This window comes from Paenibacillus chungangensis, assembly GCF_042675905.1.
Taxonomy (GTDB): Bacteria; Bacillota; Bacilli; order Paenibacillales; family Paenibacillaceae; genus Pristimantibacillus; species Pristimantibacillus chungangensis.
In genome coordinates, this window is record NZ_JBHTJZ010000004.1 from 1 (window position 1) to 19,155 (window position 19,155).

Below are 19,155 nucleotides of genomic sequence, written 5' to 3' on the forward strand. Positions count from 1 at the left end.
AGACCCCTTGAAGACGACGAGGTTGATAGGTTCGAGGTGGAAGCACAGCAATGTGTGGAGCTGACGAATACTAATCGGTCGAGGGCTTATCCTACCTGCTTTCCGATATGAATCGGGAGCAATCAGCTAAAGCAAGTAAGCAACTTTCGTATCCAGTTTTCAGGGCGCAATGAAGAAGTGAATGTAGACGAGTGCTACAGAAACAGAAGCTTTGTACATGGCATTTGGCGATGCCATTACCTGAATTGAACTTGTCCATCGGACAAGCATGGCGGCGTAGCTCAGCTGGCTAGAGCGTACGGTTCATACCCGTGAGGTCGGGGGTTCGATCCCCTCCGCCGCTACCATATGGAGGATTAGCTCAGCTGGGAGAGCATCTGCCTTACAAGCAGAGGGTCGGCGGTTCGATCCCGTCATCCTCCACCATTTTTATTGAAGCTGGAGCTGTGGTGTAGAGGCCTAACATGCCTGCCTGTCACGCAGGAGACCGCGGGTTCGAATCCCGTCAGCTCCGCCATTTTGGCTCGGTAGCTCAGTTGGTAGAGCAGAGGACTGAAAATCCTCGTGTCGGCGGTTCGATTCCGTCCCGAGCCACCACTTATTTCTGCGGTTGGCAGACGTAAGTCATCCTTTGGAGGATTAGCGAAGTGGCCAAACGCGGGAGACTGTAAATCTCTTCCTTCGGGTTCGGTGGTTCAAATCCATCATCCTCCACCATCTTCTTACGAGCCATTAGCTCAGTTGGTAGAGCACCTGACTTTTAATCAGGGTGTCGAAGGTTCGAGTCCTTCATGGCTCACCAGTTTTACTCAGGTGAATAATAACGACACGGAGAAGCGTTGCTTCTCCTTTTTTGTGTTCAGGGAATTATGCAAAAGTTCGAACTGGTTATCACAAAAGTGACATGGCTTAATAAAGTTATTGGAGCAGAAGAAGGCGGCCTTGTTGACCCGTGTGGTGTAGGTGCGAATGCAGGTAACAGTTGTCACCGGCTTTAATTGAATTATAATGAGCGGATTTGCAGGTTAAACGGTTGCCCTGGTACTTATGGAGTCCGGAATGTACAATATGGAGTGTCATAGCGTGCAGTAGGCTCCGAGCAACCGCTACAGTAAAAAGAGGAGATGCAGATACAACAAGCTCGATGATATCTGTATAAGTTTTATCATTTTCATTTACTACTGGCGTCTTAATTGTAGCTCAGCAATAAGCTCTTCGACAGTTGCTTGCAGCCTTTCTGTTACCTCCTCGTTCAACTTAAAGATTGTACGATTATGACCGTCCTGACTGCGGCCAATCTGCGAATCGGTGGCATATACCCCTCGTACGAAATGTCTTGCTCCCATGGATGCCAAAACCGGCTTGAGTGAATAATCAATAGACAGAAGATGCGCAAGCGTGCCTCCTATGAACAAAGGGGCGATTACTTTTCCTTCTAACCCTTTCTGTGGCAATAGATCCAAATAAGTTTTCAAGACACCTGTATAAGAGGCTTTATAGACCGGGCTAGCTATGATGACACCGGCAGCTTCTGCAACCAGTCTATTGGCCTCTACGATAGCCGCGCTTCCGAAACGGGAATGAATCAGGTCGTCAGCCGGTAAGGTCACGACTGTAATTGTGCTTGTCGCATATCCTTGCTTATCCAGTTGTTCGCGAACGTAATCAATCATGCCGTTCAGTCTGGAAGTCGCATTGGGACTGCCTGAAATAATTATGATATTGGACATGATGGTATCTCCTTTAATATGTTTTCCTATTCGTTCGTAGAGTACCATGAAATGTATAATGGGTCAAACCGAATGCAGCGGTTTAGTGTTAAAAGTGAATTATTGCAGGCAATATGTTACAATGACGAACAAAAGCGTTTGACATGGAGTGAGGAAACAAAATGAGCAAGAACGACTGGCTAGGTCAACTGCAGCACATATTGAATTGTCCTGTACAAATTGTCGTGAAGACGCTTACGGAGTGGGATGTTCGAGCAATCGACGCTGATGCTGCATGGATAGGGGATAGCCAGGCAGGGACGGTGTCTCCCGGACAGCGATTGGAGAAAGAGAATAAATTATGGTTCGCGGCGGATGTGGCGGAAGATAAGGTAACAGTGCTAGAAACGGAATCCGCAGCGCTTACATTGAAGGAAAAGGAACTTGTCAGTTGGACCCTGCAGCATGCTGTCAAGACCAATATTCCGAAGGATCCATCGGATAAAAATATGTCTGATACGGAAAGATACGCACGCAAATTAAGCGATTGGATACTGACACAGCTGGAGTCAAGTGAGCCGGTATACTCCTTGCCTGGGCACTTGATGACGGGCAATCGTCTCTACCGTGAAATGATACCGTTCCTACTTATTACCGAGCAGCATAGTGCGAAGCAAGCTGCATACAAAGAGCTGGAGAAGCTTCTTCGCTCCTTCATGTCCGAAGATATTCTGCTCATTCCGCTTACCAGTCAGGAATGGCTCATCTGGGGACCAATGTCGCTTCTAAAAGATGAAGAACCGGATACAGCTGAATCTAGTGATGATGAAAGTGTGGAGGATAGTCTGGCTTCTATTGTATCGGCGCTTCACGAGATGCTCGCTAGCGAATGGCTGGGCGAATGTCATCTGGCAGTAACGCATCCCGTCTCGCCTTCGAAAGGAATAGTAGAGACGACGAACACCTTAAGGGAAACGATTAACCTAGGTCGCAAATTCCATATCGGAACTAATATTCATCTGCCTTGGATGATGCAGCTGGAACGTCTGCTTAATGCGATTCCGGAGCAGCATAGAGCCCGTTATCTGGAGCAATCGCTTAAGAGAACGGATCTGTTCGTAGAATCAGAGATGTTGGCTACGCTGGAAACTTTCTTTCAATTAGATTGCAATGTCAGCGAGACGGCCAAGAAGCTTTACATTCATCGAAATACGCTTTTGTACAGGTTGGACAAGCTGAAGCAGGAGACGGGACTGGACGTTAGGCAGTTCCGGGATGCCGTATTAGTGAAAATTATATTGCTTTTGTATAAAGTTACGAAAAGGCATTAATTTTTTTGTAAAGTATGTGCATAGTCATAATTCCATGTGTGGGATAAGATAGATGCATATCGAAATTTCTTTTTTAGGGGGAAATTGAACATGGCAGGCGTACGTTTAGAAGGCATTTATAAAAAATACCCAGGTGCAGAGAAAGCATCCGTAACAGATGTTAATCTGGACATCCAAGACAAAGAGTTCCTCGTACTGGTTGGCCCATCCGGCTGCGGTAAGTCTACAACTCTTCGTATGATAGCGGGACTTGAAGAAATCACTGAAGGTAAACTGTTCATTGGCGACCGCCTCGTGAACGATGTTGCTCCTAAAGATCGCGATATTGCAATGGTATTCCAATCCTATGCCCTGTATCCGCACATGAACGTGTATCAAAACATGGCATTCGGTCTTAAACTTCGTAAATTCAAAAAAGCAGACATCGACAAGCGTGTTCGTGAAGCTGCTAAAATTCTTGATATTGAGCATTTGCTGGACCGTAAGCCTAAGGCGTTGTCCGGTGGTCAGCGTCAGCGTGTAGCGCTTGGTCGTGCGATCGTTCGTGAGCCTCAAGTCTTCTTGATGGACGAACCTCTCTCCAACTTGGATGCCAAGCTTCGCGGTCAGATGCGCGCAGAGATCAGCAAGCTGACAAAGCGTCTTGAGACAACTACAATTTACGTAACACATGACCAGATCGAGGCAATGACGATGGGTGACCGTATCGTTGTTATGAAGGATGGCTTCATTCAACAAACGGCGTCTCCGGAAGAGCTTTACAACCATCCTGTAAACATCTTCGTTGCGGGCTTTATCGGAGCTCCATCCATGAACTTCATCACTGGCTCTCTGTCGGAGCAAGGTGGAGAGGTATACTTCAAAGCTGCTGGCGTGAATGTTGTTGTACCAGAGGGGAAAGCTGGCGTTATCCGTTCGAAAGGTTACATCGGCAAAGAAGTAGTCCTGGGCATACGTCCTGAGGACATTCATGAAGAGCCGGTATTCCTGGAGGCTTCACCGAAAACGATCGTAAACGCGAACGTAGAGGTAGCGGAAAACCTTGGTCATGAGATGTACCTGTACCTGAACGGTATCGGCACAGACACTGTTATCGCTCGTGTAGACGGCCGTTCCGGCCTTCGCGACGGTGCTAGCGTTAAGCTTGCTATTGATATGAACAAGGCACACCTGTTCGACAAAGAGTCCGAGCTAAATATTTTCGAGAACTAATCTACAACTATACAAGAGAAGTCATCGGGTATGCTGATGGCTTCTTTTTTTTGCTTAAAAAACCGTTTAGACTTGTTGGGCGTCTAATTAATAGAAAAATGTACTGGAAGACATGTCTGTGGAAATCAAATAAAAGAGGCGCTTGAACGCGAAACGTTGCGTTCGGCGCTTTTTTGCATTACGATGAAGACATTGGGAAAAGACTTGTCCCGCCTGGATTGCGGTTCTATATGAAGGAGGCTTCACAACATTATGCCGAAGAAAGTAAAAGTATCTGAGCTCGTCCGGCATTTCCAACTCGAAATTCTGTCCGGAGAGGACGGATTAAAGCGCAACATAACAGTGGATGATTTGTATCGTCCGGGTCTGGAGATGGCTGGCTACTTCCATTATCATCCTAGCGAACGGGTACAACTGCTGGGCAGAACAGAAATATCATTCCTTAGTATGCTGGACAGCGAAGAACGGAGGAACCGCATGGTCAGATTGTGCTTGGATGAGACGCCATGTATCATCTTGACTCGCGGATTGGAAGCGCCGAAAGAACTGCTGGAACAGTCCAATGCAACGAATATTCCGGTCTTGCGAAGCAATGTGGCAACTACGATATTATTCAGCCGTATAACGGATTTCCTGGAACGCAAGCTGGCGCCTACTGCAACGATTCACGGCGTGCTGGTAGATGTATACGGGATTGGTATGCTTATTACGGGCGGCAGTGGCATAGGCAAGAGCGAGACAGCGTTGGAGCTTGTGAAGAGAACTCACCGCCTAGTCGCGGATGATGCTGTAGAAATTCGTCAGACTTCCGACGGTCAATTATTCGGCACAGCTCCAGAGCTTATCCGGCATCTGCTTGAGATTAGGGGACTTGGCATTATTAACGTCATGACACTATTCGGTGCAGGGGCCGTGCGAACGCAGAAGCGCATCGGACTTGTTATCAAGCTGGAGAATTGGCAGCAGGACAAGCAATATGACCGACTGGGGCTGGATGAGGAGACGACGCGCATTATTGATACGGATATTCCATTGGTGACTATTCCTGTCCGTCCGGGCCGCAATCTGGCCGTTATTATTGAGGTGGCCGCTATGAACTTCAGGCTGAAGCGCATGGGGTATAACGCCGCATTACAATTTACGAACAAGCTGACAGAGACCATAGCGGATGACATCGACGATTACGATTGACAGGCTATGCGTGTAGAAGTGTATCGCTATTCAAAAAAGAAGAGGAGTAGGTCGTACATATGCAAACGTTGGCGTTGGATCCCGTTATATTCTCGATTGGCTCTATTGAAGTAAGGTGGTACGGCTTCATCCTGGGCGCTGCGGCGCTTGTGGGGCTGCTGCTTGCGGTACAGGAAGGGAAGCGGTTCGGCATTAAGCCCGACTTCTTTATGGACCTGCTCCTTATTGGAGCGCCTACCGCTATTATTGGTGCCAGAATTTACTACGTGGCATTTATGTGGGATGAGTATAAGGACAATCCCATGGACATATTCAAAATATGGGAGGGCGGCATTGCGATATACGGTGCCATTATAGGCGCATTCCTGGCAGGCGTCATTTACTCCAGATACAAGGGCTATAGCTTCTGGCGCATTGTCGATATATGTGCGCCATCGCTGCTCGCCGGTCAAATGATCGGACGCTGGGGCAACTTCATGAACCAGGAAGCGTACGGCGGGCCTGTAGAGGAATCGTTCCTGCGCGAGACGCTGAACCTGCCCAATTTCATCGTAGACCAGATGTTTATTGTCGATCAAGCATTTCAGGCAGGCGCATTCCGCCATCCCGCATTTCTATATGAATCTCTCTGGAGTCTTGTCGGGCTTGTTGTGCTGTTCGTATTGCGACGTCAGAAGTTCCTGCGTACCGGCGAACTGATGGCTACCTATCTGATCTGGTACTCTATAGGACGCTTCTTCATCGAGGCACTGCGCATTGACAGTCTGGCCTTCATGGGACCTGGCTGGCTTGCTTCGATCATGAACGGTCTGTGGGCGCCTATGAATCTGATATTCGACAAGGGTTATCTGGACCCGGCATACGGCAATATTCGCATCTCGCAATTGGTTGCCGTAGGCCTCATCGTCGCTTCTATCATCTTCATCATTGTGCGCAGAGTGACTGGAGCCGCTAACACCCGCTACTCCGATCCGATCGTATCCACGAAGCCGGAGCGTATCGCGGATGCGCCGGCTGATAGTGGTGAAGGGATGAAGGAGAGCAGTGGCAAGTCCGATACGAAGACGGAAGATGGGGATTATAAGCGAGATACTATCAATCCGTAGAGCAGCACACAGACATCATACTACGACGGGAGGCAGCGGAGGACATGAATGCTGTTCGCACGATGCTGTTCGATCTGGACGGCACAATATTGGATACGAACGAACTGATTATCAGATCGTTCCTGGAATCGCTCAAGGGAACGGTACATGAAGGCTTCAGCCGAGACGATATTATTCCTTCCATGGGAGAGCCGCTCGAGGATCAGATGAAGCGATTCTCCGGACTGGAGGACGTGACGCATCTGGTAGCGGCTTATCGAGAGGTGAACTTGCGGTTGCACGATGAGCTGGTTGAGCCGTTCACTTACGTGAATGAAGTGCTAGACAGGCTGCATCGGGAAGGAATTGCAATTGGTATCGTTACGACGAAGATGAGGCTAACGACGGAGCGCGGCTTGAAGTTCGTAGGTATCTACGACAAGGTTGATGCCATTGTGACGATAGACGATGTAACGAATGCGAAGCCTCACCCGGAACCCGTGCAGCGAGGCATGGAGCTGCTGAAGGCAGACCCCGCAAGTACGATTATGGTTGGAGATAGCGTGGTGGATATGGCTGCGGCGAAGGCAGCCGGGGCAACGGCTGTCGGCGTAGCCTGGTCGCTGAAGGGGGCCGAAGTGTTACGGAAGGCCGGTGCCGATTATGTCATTGACGATATGCGGGAGCTGTATGCGTTCGCGGGATTGGAGCAGGAGCCGATTGAGAAAGGTTGAACGTTATCCGGTGGAAGGTCCTAATGCGTTGTGGCAGCTATATTCAACGGTCAGCAGATGGAAGGGCATACGCAATTTCATCTTTATCCAGGTTGCGCGTTATTGCCCTTCCCTGCCTCTGAAAAACTGGATATATCGCCGCTTGCTGGGGATGAAGGTAGGAGAGCATACGGCGTTTGCGCTTATGGTGATGGTGGATGTGTTCTTCCCCGAACGGATAACGGTCGGTAACAATAGCATTATAGGATATAATACGACAATCCTGACGCATGAATATTTAACGAACGAATACAGGCTGGGCGATGTGGTCATTGGCGATCATGTCATGATCGGAGCCAATACAACGATTCTACCCGGCGTGACGATCGGTGATCATGCGGTGGTATCGGCCGGGGCGCTTATCCATAAAGATGTGCCGCCTTATACATTCGTAGGGGGCAATCCCATGACGGTCATTAAGAACATGAAAGATTAGCGACATCCAGAGCGTATCGACGGAGGTGAAAGGGTCTTCTTTATGAGCAAAGCAATTCCCGTTTTTGGGAGGCTTGCTCGGAGGAGTCCTTTTTTTGTTTGGCGCGATAGAGAAGCGGCTTGACGACCACAGGACGATCATGCTAAGATATCGACTAATCTCTTTATTTTATTAGCAAGGTAGCATATTATCGCTTTAACATAATAAAGTATTGATAACGGGGGCAAGATGATGTCTAAACCAAAAGTGTTCGAGAAGCCGACTGGCGTAAAAGACTATTTGCCGGAAGCGGTCAGGCAGCTGCGCAGTATCGAGAGGAACGTGCTGGATTGTATGTCGGCATGGGGTTATGAGCAAATTATTACGCCTACGATGGAATATTACGATACAGTAGGCGTAGCCAGCTCCACCTCCGATCAGAAGCTGTTCAAGCTGTTGAACAAGCGGGGAACGACGTTGGTATTGCGTTCCGATATGACGGCCCCTATCGCGCGCGTGGTCGCGTCGCTGCTGAAGGATAAGACGTTCCCGGTTCGCTTGTCGTACCACTCCAACGTCTTCAGAGCGATTGAAGAGGAAGCGGGTAGAGTGGCGGAGTTCTTCCAGACGGGTGTGGAACTGGTAGGCGATCCTTCCGCGGAAGCGGACGCTGAAGTAGTGGCGCTTGCGATTGCTTCACTCAAGGCGGCAGGCGTAGACCGATTCAAGATCGCGATCGGCCATGTAGGCTTCCTGAATGGATTACTGGAGGAGGCGCTGCCGGGCGATCGTACGGCGCAGGAGCAGTTGAAGGAATGTTTGCTCAGTCGAGACTATGTCGGCTACCGCGATCAATTGAAGGGGCTTCGCCTGCAGGCGCATGTACAGCAGGAGCTGGAGGATATTCTGAGGCTGCGCGGCGGCGGGGAAATATGCGATGCAGCGCTGCAGCTTAGCGTCAATGCAACGGCGCGCAAGTCTATCGCTCATCTATGCGAGATATGGGAAGTGCTGAAGGCGTACGGCGTTAGCGAGCATGTGCTGATTGACCTGACGATGATCGGCGATTTCTCCTATTATACAGGTATGACCTTCGAAGGCTACGCGGCGGATCTTGGATTCCCCGTCGTCAGCGGCGGACGTTATGACAATCTAGTGGAGCAATTCGGCCGCCCGGCTGCTGCTACCGGCTTCGCATTGAAGACGACGCGTATATTGGAACTGCTGGGCGCGGAGCGGGAAGTACAGGAAGAGCGCGTTCTTGTCCGGTATACGGCAGAGGGAAGAGCAGCGGCGCTGGCCAAGGCACAAGAACTGAGACGGTCGGGCGTGAGCACAGTAACGGAGCGGGTGGAGGTCCAGCAGTTGCTGCAGGATGAGTCTGCCTCCAATGAGGATAATAGGGACAGTGGCTATACCCGTGTGCTTGTGTATGGCAATGAGGGTGCGGAAGGAGGAGGTCGGCAATGAGCAATAACGGGCAGAAGGATATATTGAAGGTTGCGATGCCGAAGGGGCGCATCTATAAGCAAGCCTCCAAGTTGTTCCGCGAAGCGGGACTGCCGATACCGAGCGACTTCGACGATACGAGGAAGCTAATCATCGAGCTGCCTGATATGAATATGGAATTCATTATGGCGAAGCCGGTCGATGTGCCGACTTATGTGGAGTATGGTGTGGCGGATATCGGCATAGTGGGCAAGGATGTGCTGATGGAGGAGAATAAGGATGTGTATGAGCTGTTGGATCTGGGTATTGCGAAGTGCCGAATGTCGGTCATCGGCATGCCCGACTGGAAGCCGACCATCCATCCGCGCGTGGCGACGAAGTATCCCAACGTGGCTTCCGCGTACTTCCGCGAGCAAGGACAACAAGTGGAGGTAATTAAGCTGAACGGTTCCATCGAGCTTGCCCCTCTAATCGGTCTTGCGGACCGTATCGTGGATATGGTGGAGACGGGACAGACGCTGCGGGAGAACGGTCTCGTGGAGCAAGCATCGATCTTCGAGATAACAAGCCGGCTAATTGCGAACAGAGTGAGCTACCGGATGAAGAACGAGCGTATTCAGAATCTGTGCGATATGTTGCAGGCGACGATTGCGGCCGGGGCGCATTAAGAGCGGTCGATCGCCGCAGTAGCGGATTGGTAGAACGTTATTAACGAGATGAATCATTAGGCTTGCTAATGGGACAGGACGATTAACAGAACTGATGCGATCAATATAAGCGGGCGCCGGCCAGTCCGGAAAGTTTAATAGAAGAATAGGAAGAGGGAGGCGAAGCGTATGCGCATTATGCGAGCGGAGCAGTTCGGGTTGAAGCGCGAGGTGGAGTATGGCACACCGGAGCAGAATGAATCAGCCTTGCGTATCGTCGAAGACGTCAAGGCGGAAGGGGATGCGGCGCTGCTGCGTTATACGGAGCGGCATGACGGCATGCGGCTGACAGCTGCGGAGCTGCGAGTGACGCAGGAGGAGATTGCAGCGGCGTACGATAGGGTCGATGCCGCATTCCTCACAGCGATTCGTGAGGCCGCTGTGAATATACGGCGGTTCCACGAGAAGCAGCTGCGCAATTCGTGGATGGATCTGCAGCCGGACGGGACGATGCTGGGCCAGATCATGCGCCCGCTGAAGCGGGTGGGCGTCTATGTGCCCGGCGGCAAAGCGGCGTATCCCTCGTCCGTGCTGATGAATGTCATTCCGGCACAGGTAGCCGGCGTGCCGGAGATTGTGATGGTGACGCCGCCAGCGACAGGCGGCAAGGCAGGTATTGACCCGTATATTCTGGTCGCGGCCGCAGAAGCGGGCGTGCAGGAGATGTACCGGGTCGGGGGAGCGCAGGCCATAGCGGCACTCGCCTATGGCACGGAGAGTATTGCCCCTGTGGACAAAATATGCGGTCCGGGCAATATCTATGTCGCGCTGGCGAAGCGCGCCGTATTCGGCGCGGTAGATATCGACAGCATCGCGGGGCCGAGCGAGATCGTCGTGCTCGCCGACGAGCATGCGGACGCATCCTATATCGCGGCCGATCTGCTGTCGCAAGCGGAGCATGACGAGATGGCGTCGGCTGTGCTCGTTACGCCTTCGGAGCCGCTGGCGGAAGCCGTCGCGGCCGAAGTGGAACGTCAGCTGGCTACGCTGCCGAGACAGGACATTGCAAGGCAGTCGATCGACGCCTACGGTGCGGTGCTGCTGGTGAACGATCTGCTTGCCGGTATTGACGTTGTCAATCAGCTGGCGCCGGAGCATCTGGAGGTGCTGACAGCCGACCCCATGAGCCTGCTGGGACATATCGAGAATGCCGGAGCCATCTTCCTGGGGCCGTACAGCTCGGAGCCGGTCGGGGATTACTTCGCGGGGCCGAATCACATCATCCCGACTAACGGTACGGCACGATTCTCGTCGCCGGTAAATGTGGACGACTTCTTGAAGAAGTCGAGCCTGATCTACTACAGCAAGCAAGCATTGATGGAGAGCGGAGACAAAATCATGACGCTTGCTCGTCACGAAGGGCTGGAGGGGCACGCGAGAGCGATAGAGATTCGGCTGGAGAAGGAAGGCCGGTAGACAAAATTTTGAATAGAGGAAAGAAGGGCTGAATACGATGGCAGACAAAAAGGGAAGAGAAGCGTCCATCGCTCGGACGACGAATGAGACGGATATCAAGCTGACGTTCGCAGTGGATGGCAGCGGGGAGACGAAGCTGGAGACGGATGTGCCATTCCTGAACCACATGCTGGACCTGTTCGCCAAGCATGGGCAGTTCAATCTGGATGTGGACGCCAAGGGCGATATTGAGATTGACGATCATCACACCGTAGAGGACATCGGTATCTGTCTCGGACAGACGCTGCGTGAAGCGCTGGGAGACAAAAAGGGCATTAAGCGTTATGCCAGCGTATTTGTGCCGATGGACGAGGCGCTTGCCCAGGTTGTCATCGACGTCAGCAACCGTCCGCACTTCGAGTACCGCGCAGAATATCCTTCTTCGCAGGTGGGCAGCTTCTCTACGGAGCTGGTTCATGAATTTCTGTGGAAGCTGGCGCTGGAAGCGCGCATTACGCTTCATGTCATCGTTCACTACGGGCACAATACGCATCATATGATTGAAGCGGTGTTCAAGGCGCTGGGCCGAGCGTTGGACGAGGCGACGATGATCGATCCCCGCGTGCAAGGGGTGCCGTCCACGAAGGGAGTGCTCTAGTGTGATTGCGATTATCGATTACGGTATGGGCAATCTGCACAGCGTCGGTAAAGCGGTGGAGCGACTGGGCTACGAAGCCGTCGTCACCTCGGAGCCGGAGCGGATACTGGAAGCGAATGGAGCCATATTGCCGGGTGTAGGGGCGTTCGGCGACGCGATGCACAATTTGCAACAGACGGGGCTTGATGAGGTGGTGAAGTTCTATGCCGCTTCGGGCAAGCCGCTGCTTGGCATCTGCTTGGGCATGCAGCTCCTGTTCAGTCAAAGCGAGGAGTACGGCGAGCATCAAGGTCTGAATCTGCTGCCTGGCAAAGTCGTTAAGTTCAGCGGCGATTTCAAGGTGCCGCACATGGGTTGGAATACGCTGACGTTCAAGCAATCGGCTTCCCCGCTCTTCAGGGAGCTGGAGGAAGGCCATGTATACTTCGTGCATTCCTATCACGTGCTCCCTGCGCAAGGGAACGATCTGCTGGCGACGACGGATTATGCCGGAGATGTAACGGCCATCGTCGGTCGAGAACGATTATTCGGCATGCAGTTCCATCCCGAGAAGAGCGGTGAGCTCGGCATGGCTCTGCTGAACAATTTTTTGAAGTTAACGAAGAAGGGGGAGTAGCCGCATGTTGGCGAAACGGATTATTCCATGTCTGGATGTGAAGGACGGAAGGGTAGTAAAGGGCGTTAACTTTGTTAACTTGCGAGATGCCGGGGATCCGGTGGAGCTGGCGTCCACCTATGATCGCGAAGGCGCGGATGAACTGGTATTCCTGGACATATCGGCTTCCGTAGAAGGACGCGCGACGATGATTGAAGTGGTGCAGCGGACGGCGGGTGAGATTACAATTCCATTCACGGTCGGCGGCGGCATCTCCCATGTGGACGACATGAAGCGGCTGCTGCGGGCGGGGGCTGACAAGATCGGCATCAATACAGCGGCGGTGAAGAATCCGTCGCTCGTATCGGATGGAGCCAGACGATTCGGATCACAGTGCATTGTCGTCGCGATTGACGCCAAGTATAATCCGGAGTGGGGAGAATGGGAAGTCTATACGCATGGCGGCAGACAACCGGCCGGTATTAGAGCTCTGCAATGGGCGCGGGATGTGGAAGCGATGGGAGCAGGGGAAATTCTGCTGACGAGCATGGACGCGGACGGCACGAAGGACGGCTTCGACGTGAAGCTGACAGGCGAGGTATCCCGCTCGGTGGGTATTCCTGTCATCGCTTCGGGAGGCGCCGGGAAGATCGAGCACTTCCATGAAGTGTTCAGGGACGCGCAAGCGGATGCCGCTCTTGCTGCGACCATATTCCATTATAAAGAAATAACAATTCGCGAGGTGAAGGACGACCTGCGTAAGAAAGGGATAGAGGTCAGATGACGGAGAACCGATGGAATGAAGAGATCAAGTGGAATGCCGATGGACTGGTGCCTGCTATCGTGCAAGATGCTGTCAGCAAGGAAGTGCTGATGCTGGCTTACATGAACAAGGAATCGTTGCAGAAGTCGATTGAGACGGGTTATACCTGGTTCTGGAGCAGATCGCGCGGGGAGCTGTGGAATAAGGGCGCCACGAGCGGGAACAGGCAGCAGATTGAGACGATGGCCTATGATTGCGATGCTGATACTTTGCTGCTGCGCGTCAGACAGCAGGGACCAGCATGTCATACGGGCCGCTACAGCTGCTTCTATCAAGGAGTGGAGCTTGCCAGTGGTGAGGCGCATGAGGAAGTTCAGCCGTTATCCGACGAGCGATTCGGTATCATCGGCGATCTGGAACGCATTATCGCAGCGCGGCATGCGGAGCGTCCCGACGGCGCCTACACGACGTACCTGTTCGACAAGGGCGTCGACAAAATATTGAAAAAGGTGGGCGAAGAAGCAGCCGAGGTCATTATCGCAGCCAAAAACGGGGATAACGAGGAGCTGCGCGATGAGGCTGGCGACCTGCTATTCCATCTCATGGTGCTACTGCGTGAGCGAGGCTTGCCGTTGGATGAGGTAATGGCTGTATTGAAGAAGCGATTTGGCCAGCCAACGACGAATAAAATGCGCTAAAAAGTGTATCCATAGGCGTGAAATGACACTTGTCGAAAAATCGTAGCATTTTTTTTTGAAATCTTAATAAATCAATGTATAATAGGACGAGTAAGAAGCAATAAATATTTGGTTGAAACGCTCAGGAGGGTATCATGTTAAGCGACAAGGTGCGTATTTTCTCGGGTTCCTCAAATCCGGTACTGGCTCAAAAAATTAGCGAGGAAATGGGACTGACTTTAGGTGCTATCAAGCTTTCCCGTTTCAAAAGCGGCGAAATTTATGTCCACTACGAAGAAACGATACGAAACTGCGACGTTTTCCTCGTGCAATCGTTCTCACATCCCGTCAACGAGCATTTTGTCGAATTGCTTGTCATGATTGACGCGGCCAAGCGGGCATCCGCCCGGACGATTAACATCATCATGCCTTATTACGGCTACGCACGCCAGGAGCGCAAGGCGGCGCCACGCGAGCCGATCTCGGCGAAGATGCTGGCCGATGTGCTGACGACCGTGGGAGCGACTCGTGTGCTGACGATCGATCTGCATGCGCCGGCAATTCAAGGCTTCTTCAACATACCGGTAGATCATATGACGGCGCTGGACTTGATCAGCGATTACCTGAAAGCCAAGAACATCAAGAATCCTGTCGTGGTATCTCCGGATGCAGGGCGCGCTTCCACTGCCGAGAAGCTGGCTAACTATCTGGATACTTCATTCGCCATTATGATTAAGAAGCGCCCGACGCACAATGAGTCTTCCATCACGCATGTAATCGGTGATGTGGAAGGGCAGACGCCTATCATTATCGAGGACCTGATCGATACGGGGAGCACCATCGTTAATGTCGTTGAGGGCTTGAAGGAACGTGGTGCGGAGGATGTATACGTCTGCGCGACGCACCCGCTATTCTCCGGCAATGCCATCGAGCGTTTGGATCATCCCAATATTAAGGAAGTTATCGTTACAGATTCCATTACACTGCCGGACAACAGGCCGGACCGCTTCACGATCCTGTCTGTCGCTCCGCTGCTCGCGGAGGCGTCCCGCATCATCTTGGATGGCGGTTCTATCAGTACGCTGTTCAAGAACAAAGGAGTATAGCCCACAGCCGAATAGCATTGTAGGGATGTAATCGCGGATGGCCTTAGGAGCCGTCCGCGATTTGCTGCATAATAGGATAGGATGGAGAGTCCCGGCTATGGTATAATCGTAAAAAAACGTTCAAAGGAGGTGCCTTGCCCATGAAAGGGAAGGAACGTGTCGCAGCTGGCGGGCAGACAAAAGTCATACCGATACAATGGGATGCTACATTTTTCTTTGAACGGGCTGTTCGTTCGCTGGATCGATTCCACTATGACAAGGCACTGAAGTACTTTCGGCGCGCTGTCGAGTATGAACCTGATAATCCAGTTAATCATTGCAATATGGCGGGCATTATGTCGGAGCTTGGTAACTATGAGGAGTCTAACAACATACTGAGCTGGATTGTGACAGAACTGGATCCCACGATGACAGAATGTCACTTCTATATGGCGAACAATTACGCCAACATGGATCTGTTCGAGTCGGCGGAGAGTTCCCTGATTCAATATCTGCAAGAGGATGCGGACGGACAATACTTGGATGAAGCGGAAGAAATGATGGAACTGCTTCGTTACGAGCTGGAACGACCTACTCCGCTGACGAATATCAAATCCCGCGAGGGTATGGTGGAGCATGACGCGGCAAGAGCGCTGCTGGAGGAAGGGAAATTCGCAGAGGCGGTTCGTATACTGGAGGATATTCTGCAGAAGCAGCCGGAATTCCTCGCGGCTCGCAACAATCTTGCACTGGCTTATTATTATATGGGCTTGTTCGATAAAGCCAAGTCGACGATTGCCGATGTGCTGAGCTACGAGGCCGGCAATCTGCATGCGCTGTGCAATCTCGCGATATTCTATCAGCATGAGAGCGACAGAGACAGTCTTGATCCGTTAGTCGAGCAATTGAAGAAGACGGTGCCGTTCCATCAGGAGCATGTGTTCAAGCTGGCCACGACGATGGGTATACTTGGTGAACATCTGTCCGCTTACGGACACTTCAGCCGCTTGGTGAAGGAAGGCGCGTCGCCTCAAGATCCATGCTTGTACCATTATACGGCGGTTGCCGCATGCAATATCGGCAGGCTGCAGGAGGCTGAGCGGCTATGGAAGCAGACGATGAAGCTGGATCCCGGTTCAAGCATACCGCTCTATTATATGTCCCAATTGAAGGAGAGGCAGGAAGTCGGGGCGACTGCTACTCCGCTTAGCTATCACTACCATCTGCCGTTCGAGGAACAGCTCAAGCTGTGGGAGCAGTCTTCCTCAGGTATACCGGACTACTTGAAGCGTGACCCGCTTGTCCGTTCTTCCTTCTTCTGGGCGCTGCGGCACGGGGATCAGCACACGAAGCTGCAGGTCATCCAGGCGTTCGGCATGATTGCGGACAACGAGGTGAAGGAAGCGTTAAGCTCCTTCCTGTTGGAACCGGAGGAAGACGATTACTTGAAGCGTATCGCGATCTTCGTGCTTCGCAATATGGGAGTGCGGGGGAGACTGAAGACTGTCCTGAACGGCGAGGAACTCATCATTGAGAGCAACAGAATGCCTTCGCGCCTGCCTGAATGGCATGAGAAGTGGGAGGCTGTGGCGCAGGAGGCGCTCAGCCGAATGGCGAAGCATTATGATCTGGTGCAGCAGCATGATATGATGACATTATGGGTTGAATTTCTGTCCCGGGTGTATCCTGGCGTGCCGAAGTTGGCGAAGTCGGAAGGCTGGGCGGCTGCGTTGGAATATTTAACCGCCAAGATGCATCGCAGGGCCATATCTTATCATGAGGTATCAGTACGCTATGGCGTATCTATCTCTACGGTAAGCAAGCACGTGAAGCTCATCGATGAAGTGTGCGGCATCAAGGAGAAAATGAAATCAATTAGCTCCGTATTTTCCGGGCATGATACGAATACGGAAGACTAGCGTAAACTGCGAAGAGGTGAAGGGAATGTACAAATCAATTATTATCGGCACGGGGCCTGCGGGGCTGACGGCTGCGATCTACCTGGCTCGTGCGAATATGAATCCGCTTATTATTGAAGGTCCCGAGCCAGGCGGTCAGCTCACGACAACGACCGACGTTGAGAACTTCCCTGGTTTTCCGGAGGGCATTATGGGACCAGATCTAATGGCAAATATGCGTAAGCAGGCGGAACGCTTCGGGGCAACCTTCATGACGGGCTGGGTGAACAGCGTGGATCTATCGGAGCGTCCGTTCAAGCTGCAAGTGGAAGGCGAAGGTGAAATTGTCGGCGAAAGTCTTATTATCTCCACAGGCGCTTCCGCGAAGTATATGGGGATTCCGGGCGAGAAGGACAATGTCGGCAAGGGAGTCAGCACTTGTGCAACCTGCGACGGCTTCTTCTTCCGCGGAAAGCGTATCGTTGTCGTCGGTGGCGGAGATTCCGCGATGGAGGAAGCAAGCTTCCTGACGAAATTCGCTACCAACGTGGAATTAGTGCATCGTCGCGAAGAGCTTCGCGCATCCAAGATCATGCAGGATCGCGCTCGCGCCAATGAAAAGATCAGCTGGAGCCTGAACCGTACGCCGGTGGAAGTCGTGGCTACAGGAATGGGAGTAACTGGGCTTAAGGTTCGTAATAATGAGACCGGCGAAGAGGAAGTGATCGAGACCGACGGCTTGTTCGTCGCAATCGGCCATACGCCGAATACAAAATTCCTAGGGGGCCAAGTAGATACCGATGAGCAGGGCTACATTAAAGTGAAGCCGGGCTCCTCGGAGACGAATGTGCCGGGTGTATTCGCCTGCGGAGACGTGCAGGACAACAAGTATCGCCAAGCGATCACTGCTGCAGGCAGCGGATGCATGGCGGCTCTGGACTGCGAGCGGTTCCTGGAAGGAAGCATGACGCACGATTGGAGCCAGTCCGTCTAAACGGCTGAACGTCCTATTTCCTGGAAATGTGCAAGACTGGCGAAGAGACAACGAGGCTGCATCTGACGAGTAGACGCTCAAGGGTGCAGTTTCTTTATTTTACTCTCAAGGGAGCGGGATGGATAGAGATAATAGAGAGTGAAATCGCTAGCCGCTGCGCCCTTCTCGGGCGATTGTCACTGCGCTTGACCAGAGTTGGAACAACGCTTATAGTTGGAACATAGAAGAACTTTATATATGGATGAGGTGGCTATTGGATGTCTGAGAAGATTTACGTAGGCGTTGACGTGGGCGGAACGACGGTCAAGGTCGGCATATGCGATGCGGAGGGACAACTGCTTCACACCTTCGAAGGGGCAACTGAGGTGAACAAGGGTCAGGATGCCGTTCTTCATAACATTGCGAAATATGCCAAAATGATCGTGGAAGAATCGTCATATGCTTGGGAGCAGGTAGATGGCGTCGGCGTCGGAATCGCAGGATTCCTGGACATTCCAAGGGGATATGTCAAGTATTCTGCTAATCTAGGTCTTCGGGACGCGGACTTGAAAGGTTACTTGGAGCAGGAGCTTCAGAAGACGATCAAAGTCAACAATGACGCCAACGTGGCGGCACTGGGCGAGGCCTGGGCTGGAGCGGGACGCGGCGTAGATCATTGCGTGTGCTATACGCTGGGAACCGGGGTCGGCGGCGGCATCATCATCGAAGGCCGGATTGTGGAAGGCTTCGCTAGCATGGCGGGCGAGCTGGGACATATCGCCATCGTGCCGGATCTGGAAGCAATCCAATGCGGCTGCGGCAAGATGGGCTGTCTGGAGACGGTATCTTCCGCCACGGGGATTATTCGCATGGCCAAGGATGCGGTAGAGCGCGGCGATCGCACGACGCTGGCAGAAGTGGATGAGATTATGGCCAAGGACGTCATGGATGCGGCCAAGGCAGGCGATGAAGTGGCGAACCGTATTATTAGCCGTGCCGCATTCTATCTGGGCAAATCGATGTCCATGATGGCTATTGCGCTCAATCCGAAGTGCTTCATCGTAGGCGGAGGGGTATCCAAAGCTGGAGATTTCCTATTTGACCAAATTCGAGAAGTATTCGAGAAGTATACGCTTGATCAAGCCAAGGAAGGCGTTACTATCGTGCCGGCAACGCTTGGCAACAACGCTGGTGTCGTAGGTGCAGCAGGTCTTATTCTAAGAGGATAGTAGGTGTGGG

18 protein-coding genes, 6 tRNA genes and 1 rRNA gene are annotated in these 19,155 nt (G+C 52.2%); 24 read left to right on the forward strand and 1 reads right to left on the reverse strand.

Annotation, left to right across the window (positions count from 1 at the left end):
* From ACFQ2I_RS00755 to ACFQ2I_RS00785, 7 genes are all read left to right on the forward strand, one after another.
* A 23S ribosomal RNA gene (locus tag ACFQ2I_RS00755) occupies positions 1 to 94 on the forward strand; the annotation flags it as partial.
* A gap of 176 nt (positions 95 to 270) precedes the next feature.
* Positions 271 to 347 (forward strand) — tRNA-Met (locus tag ACFQ2I_RS00760).
* A gap of 3 nt (positions 348 to 350) precedes the next feature.
* A tRNA-Val gene (locus tag ACFQ2I_RS00765) sits at positions 351 to 426 on the forward strand.
* 14 nt (positions 427 to 440) lie between these two features.
* Positions 441 to 517, forward strand: a tRNA-Asp gene (locus ACFQ2I_RS00770).
* Positions 518 to 521: 4 nt separating this feature from the next.
* Positions 522 to 597, forward strand: a tRNA-Phe gene (locus tag ACFQ2I_RS00775).
* Between the two features lie 36 nt (positions 598 to 633).
* A tRNA-Tyr gene (locus ACFQ2I_RS00780) sits at positions 634 to 717 on the forward strand.
* 9 nt (positions 718 to 726) lie between these two features.
* A tRNA-Lys gene (locus ACFQ2I_RS00785) sits at positions 727 to 802 on the forward strand.
* A 376-nt stretch (positions 803 to 1,178) separates the two neighbouring features.
* On the opposite strand, the gene ssuE is transcribed toward ACFQ2I_RS00785, so the two are convergent.
* Entirely contained in the window at positions 1,179 to 1,730 is a 552-nt protein-coding gene (gene ssuE / locus ACFQ2I_RS00790) for an NADPH-dependent FMN reductase (protein WP_377561538.1), read from the reverse strand.
* A gap of 161 nt (positions 1,731 to 1,891) precedes the next feature.
* On the opposite strand from ssuE, the gene ACFQ2I_RS00795 reads away from it, so the two are divergent.
* The 17 genes from ACFQ2I_RS00795 to ACFQ2I_RS00875 all read left to right on the forward strand — a co-directional run bounded on the left by ACFQ2I_RS00795 (position 1,892) and on the right by ACFQ2I_RS00875 (position 19,145).
* Positions 1,892 to 3,040 carry a PucR family transcriptional regulator gene (locus ACFQ2I_RS00795; protein WP_377561539.1) on the forward strand — a complete coding sequence of 383 codons (1,149 nt, stop codon included), beginning with the start codon at positions 1,892 to 1,894 and terminating at the stop codon, positions 3,038 to 3,040.
* A gap of 90 nt (positions 3,041 to 3,130) precedes the next feature.
* Positions 3,131 to 4,252: an ABC transporter ATP-binding protein gene (locus ACFQ2I_RS00800; protein WP_377561540.1), complete on the forward strand. Its 1,122-nt coding sequence runs from the start codon at positions 3,131 to 3,133 to the stop codon at positions 4,250 to 4,252.
* 252 nt (positions 4,253 to 4,504) lie between these two features.
* The gene (gene hprK, locus ACFQ2I_RS00805) at positions 4,505 to 5,443 is read left to right on the forward strand and encodes an HPr(Ser) kinase/phosphatase (RefSeq protein WP_377561541.1); all 939 of its coding nucleotides are present in this window, start codon (positions 4,505 to 4,507) and stop codon (positions 5,441 to 5,443) included.
* 59 nt (positions 5,444 to 5,502) lie between these two features.
* The gene (gene lgt / locus ACFQ2I_RS00810; RefSeq protein WP_377561543.1) at positions 5,503 to 6,549 is read left to right on the forward strand and encodes a prolipoprotein diacylglyceryl transferase; all 1,047 of its coding nucleotides are present in this window, start codon (positions 5,503 to 5,505) and stop codon (positions 6,547 to 6,549) included.
* Positions 6,550 to 6,593: 44 nt separating this feature from the next.
* Positions 6,594 to 7,262 (forward strand): pyrophosphatase PpaX, encoded by a 669-nt coding sequence (ppaX, locus tag ACFQ2I_RS00815; protein WP_377561544.1) that lies wholly within the window; start codon positions 6,594 to 6,596, stop codon positions 7,260 to 7,262.
* On the forward strand, positions 7,249 to 7,737 hold the full coding sequence (locus ACFQ2I_RS00820; RefSeq protein WP_377561545.1) for an acyltransferase: 489 nt from the start codon (positions 7,249 to 7,251) through the stop codon (positions 7,735 to 7,737). Before ppaX ends, ACFQ2I_RS00820 begins: the two co-directional genes overlap by 14 nt.
* A gap of 231 nt (positions 7,738 to 7,968) precedes the next feature.
* A complete protein-coding gene (locus tag ACFQ2I_RS00825; RefSeq protein WP_377561546.1) occupies positions 7,969 to 9,186 on the forward strand; it encodes an ATP phosphoribosyltransferase regulatory subunit in 1,218 nt (405 codons plus the stop codon).
* On the forward strand, positions 9,183 to 9,833 hold the full coding sequence (gene hisG, locus ACFQ2I_RS00830) for an ATP phosphoribosyltransferase (protein ID WP_377561547.1): 651 nt from the start codon (positions 9,183 to 9,185) through the stop codon (positions 9,831 to 9,833). The genes ACFQ2I_RS00825 and hisG overlap by 4 nt, the downstream gene beginning before the upstream one ends.
* A gap of 168 nt (positions 9,834 to 10,001) precedes the next feature.
* The gene (gene hisD / locus ACFQ2I_RS00835) at positions 10,002 to 11,288 is read left to right on the forward strand and encodes a histidinol dehydrogenase (protein WP_377561548.1); all 1,287 of its coding nucleotides are present in this window, start codon (positions 10,002 to 10,004) and stop codon (positions 11,286 to 11,288) included.
* Positions 11,289 to 11,325: 37 nt separating this feature from the next.
* On the forward strand, positions 11,326 to 11,925 hold the full coding sequence (gene hisB, locus ACFQ2I_RS00840; RefSeq protein WP_377561549.1) for an imidazoleglycerol-phosphate dehydratase HisB: 600 nt from the start codon (positions 11,326 to 11,328) through the stop codon (positions 11,923 to 11,925).
* 1 nt (position 11,926) lies between these two features.
* A complete protein-coding gene (hisH, locus tag ACFQ2I_RS00845; protein ID WP_377561551.1) occupies positions 11,927 to 12,541 on the forward strand; it encodes an imidazole glycerol phosphate synthase subunit HisH in 615 nt (204 codons plus the stop codon).
* 4 nt (positions 12,542 to 12,545) lie between these two features.
* Complete coding sequence (gene hisF / locus ACFQ2I_RS00850) at positions 12,546 to 13,304, forward strand: imidazole glycerol phosphate synthase subunit HisF (protein ID WP_377561553.1); 759 nt, start codon at positions 12,546 to 12,548, stop codon at positions 13,302 to 13,304.
* Positions 13,301 to 13,981 (forward strand): bifunctional phosphoribosyl-AMP cyclohydrolase/phosphoribosyl-ATP diphosphatase HisIE, encoded by a 681-nt coding sequence (gene hisIE, locus ACFQ2I_RS00855; protein WP_377561554.1) that lies wholly within the window; start codon positions 13,301 to 13,303, stop codon positions 13,979 to 13,981. Before hisF ends, hisIE begins: the two co-directional genes overlap by 4 nt.
* Positions 13,982 to 14,115: 134 nt before the next feature.
* The gene (locus tag ACFQ2I_RS00860) at positions 14,116 to 15,066 is read left to right on the forward strand and encodes a ribose-phosphate diphosphokinase (protein ID WP_377561555.1); all 951 of its coding nucleotides are present in this window, start codon (positions 14,116 to 14,118) and stop codon (positions 15,064 to 15,066) included.
* A gap of 140 nt (positions 15,067 to 15,206) precedes the next feature.
* Positions 15,207 to 16,964 carry a tetratricopeptide repeat protein gene (locus ACFQ2I_RS00865; protein ID WP_377561556.1) on the forward strand — a complete coding sequence of 586 codons (1,758 nt, stop codon included), beginning with the start codon at positions 15,207 to 15,209 and terminating at the stop codon, positions 16,962 to 16,964.
* 25 nt (positions 16,965 to 16,989) lie between these two features.
* Positions 16,990 to 17,937 (forward strand): thioredoxin-disulfide reductase, encoded by a 948-nt coding sequence (gene trxB, locus ACFQ2I_RS00870; protein WP_377561557.1) that lies wholly within the window; start codon positions 16,990 to 16,992, stop codon positions 17,935 to 17,937.
* A 257-nt stretch (positions 17,938 to 18,194) separates the two neighbouring features.
* On the forward strand, positions 18,195 to 19,145 hold the full coding sequence (locus ACFQ2I_RS00875) for an ROK family glucokinase (RefSeq protein WP_377561559.1): 951 nt from the start codon (positions 18,195 to 18,197) through the stop codon (positions 19,143 to 19,145).
* The last annotated feature ends 10 nt before the right edge of the window (positions 19,146 to 19,155 follow it).

Coding starts and splice junctions, on each gene's coding strand:
- ssuE (WP_377561538.1), bottom strand. CDS start 1,730: ATGTCCAATATCATAATTATTTCAGGCAGTCCCAATGCGACTTCCAGA.
- ACFQ2I_RS00795 (WP_377561539.1), top strand. CDS start 1,892: ATGAGCAAGAACGACTGGCTAGGTCAACTGCAGCACATATTGAATTGT.
- ACFQ2I_RS00800 (WP_377561540.1), top strand. CDS start 3,131: ATGGCAGGCGTACGTTTAGAAGGCATTTATAAAAAATACCCAGGTGCA.
- hprK (WP_377561541.1), top strand. CDS start 4,505: ATGCCGAAGAAAGTAAAAGTATCTGAGCTCGTCCGGCATTTCCAACTC.
- lgt (WP_377561543.1), top strand. CDS start 5,503: ATGCAAACGTTGGCGTTGGATCCCGTTATATTCTCGATTGGCTCTATT.
- ppaX (WP_377561544.1), top strand. CDS start 6,594: ATGAATGCTGTTCGCACGATGCTGTTCGATCTGGACGGCACAATATTG.
- ACFQ2I_RS00825 (WP_377561546.1), top strand. CDS start 7,969: ATGTCTAAACCAAAAGTGTTCGAGAAGCCGACTGGCGTAAAAGACTAT.
- hisG (WP_377561547.1), top strand. CDS start 9,183: ATGAGCAATAACGGGCAGAAGGATATATTGAAGGTTGCGATGCCGAAG.
- hisD (WP_377561548.1), top strand. CDS start 10,002: ATGCGCATTATGCGAGCGGAGCAGTTCGGGTTGAAGCGCGAGGTGGAG.
- hisB (WP_377561549.1), top strand. CDS start 11,326: ATGGCAGACAAAAAGGGAAGAGAAGCGTCCATCGCTCGGACGACGAAT.
- hisF (WP_377561553.1), top strand. CDS start 12,546: ATGTTGGCGAAACGGATTATTCCATGTCTGGATGTGAAGGACGGAAGG.
- hisIE (WP_377561554.1), top strand. CDS start 13,301: ATGACGGAGAACCGATGGAATGAAGAGATCAAGTGGAATGCCGATGGA.
- ACFQ2I_RS00860 (WP_377561555.1), top strand. CDS start 14,116: ATGTTAAGCGACAAGGTGCGTATTTTCTCGGGTTCCTCAAATCCGGTA.
- ACFQ2I_RS00865 (WP_377561556.1), top strand. CDS start 15,207: ATGAAAGGGAAGGAACGTGTCGCAGCTGGCGGGCAGACAAAAGTCATA.
- trxB (WP_377561557.1), top strand. CDS start 16,990: ATGTACAAATCAATTATTATCGGCACGGGGCCTGCGGGGCTGACGGCT.
- ACFQ2I_RS00875 (WP_377561559.1), top strand. CDS start 18,195: ATGTCTGAGAAGATTTACGTAGGCGTTGACGTGGGCGGAACGACGGTC.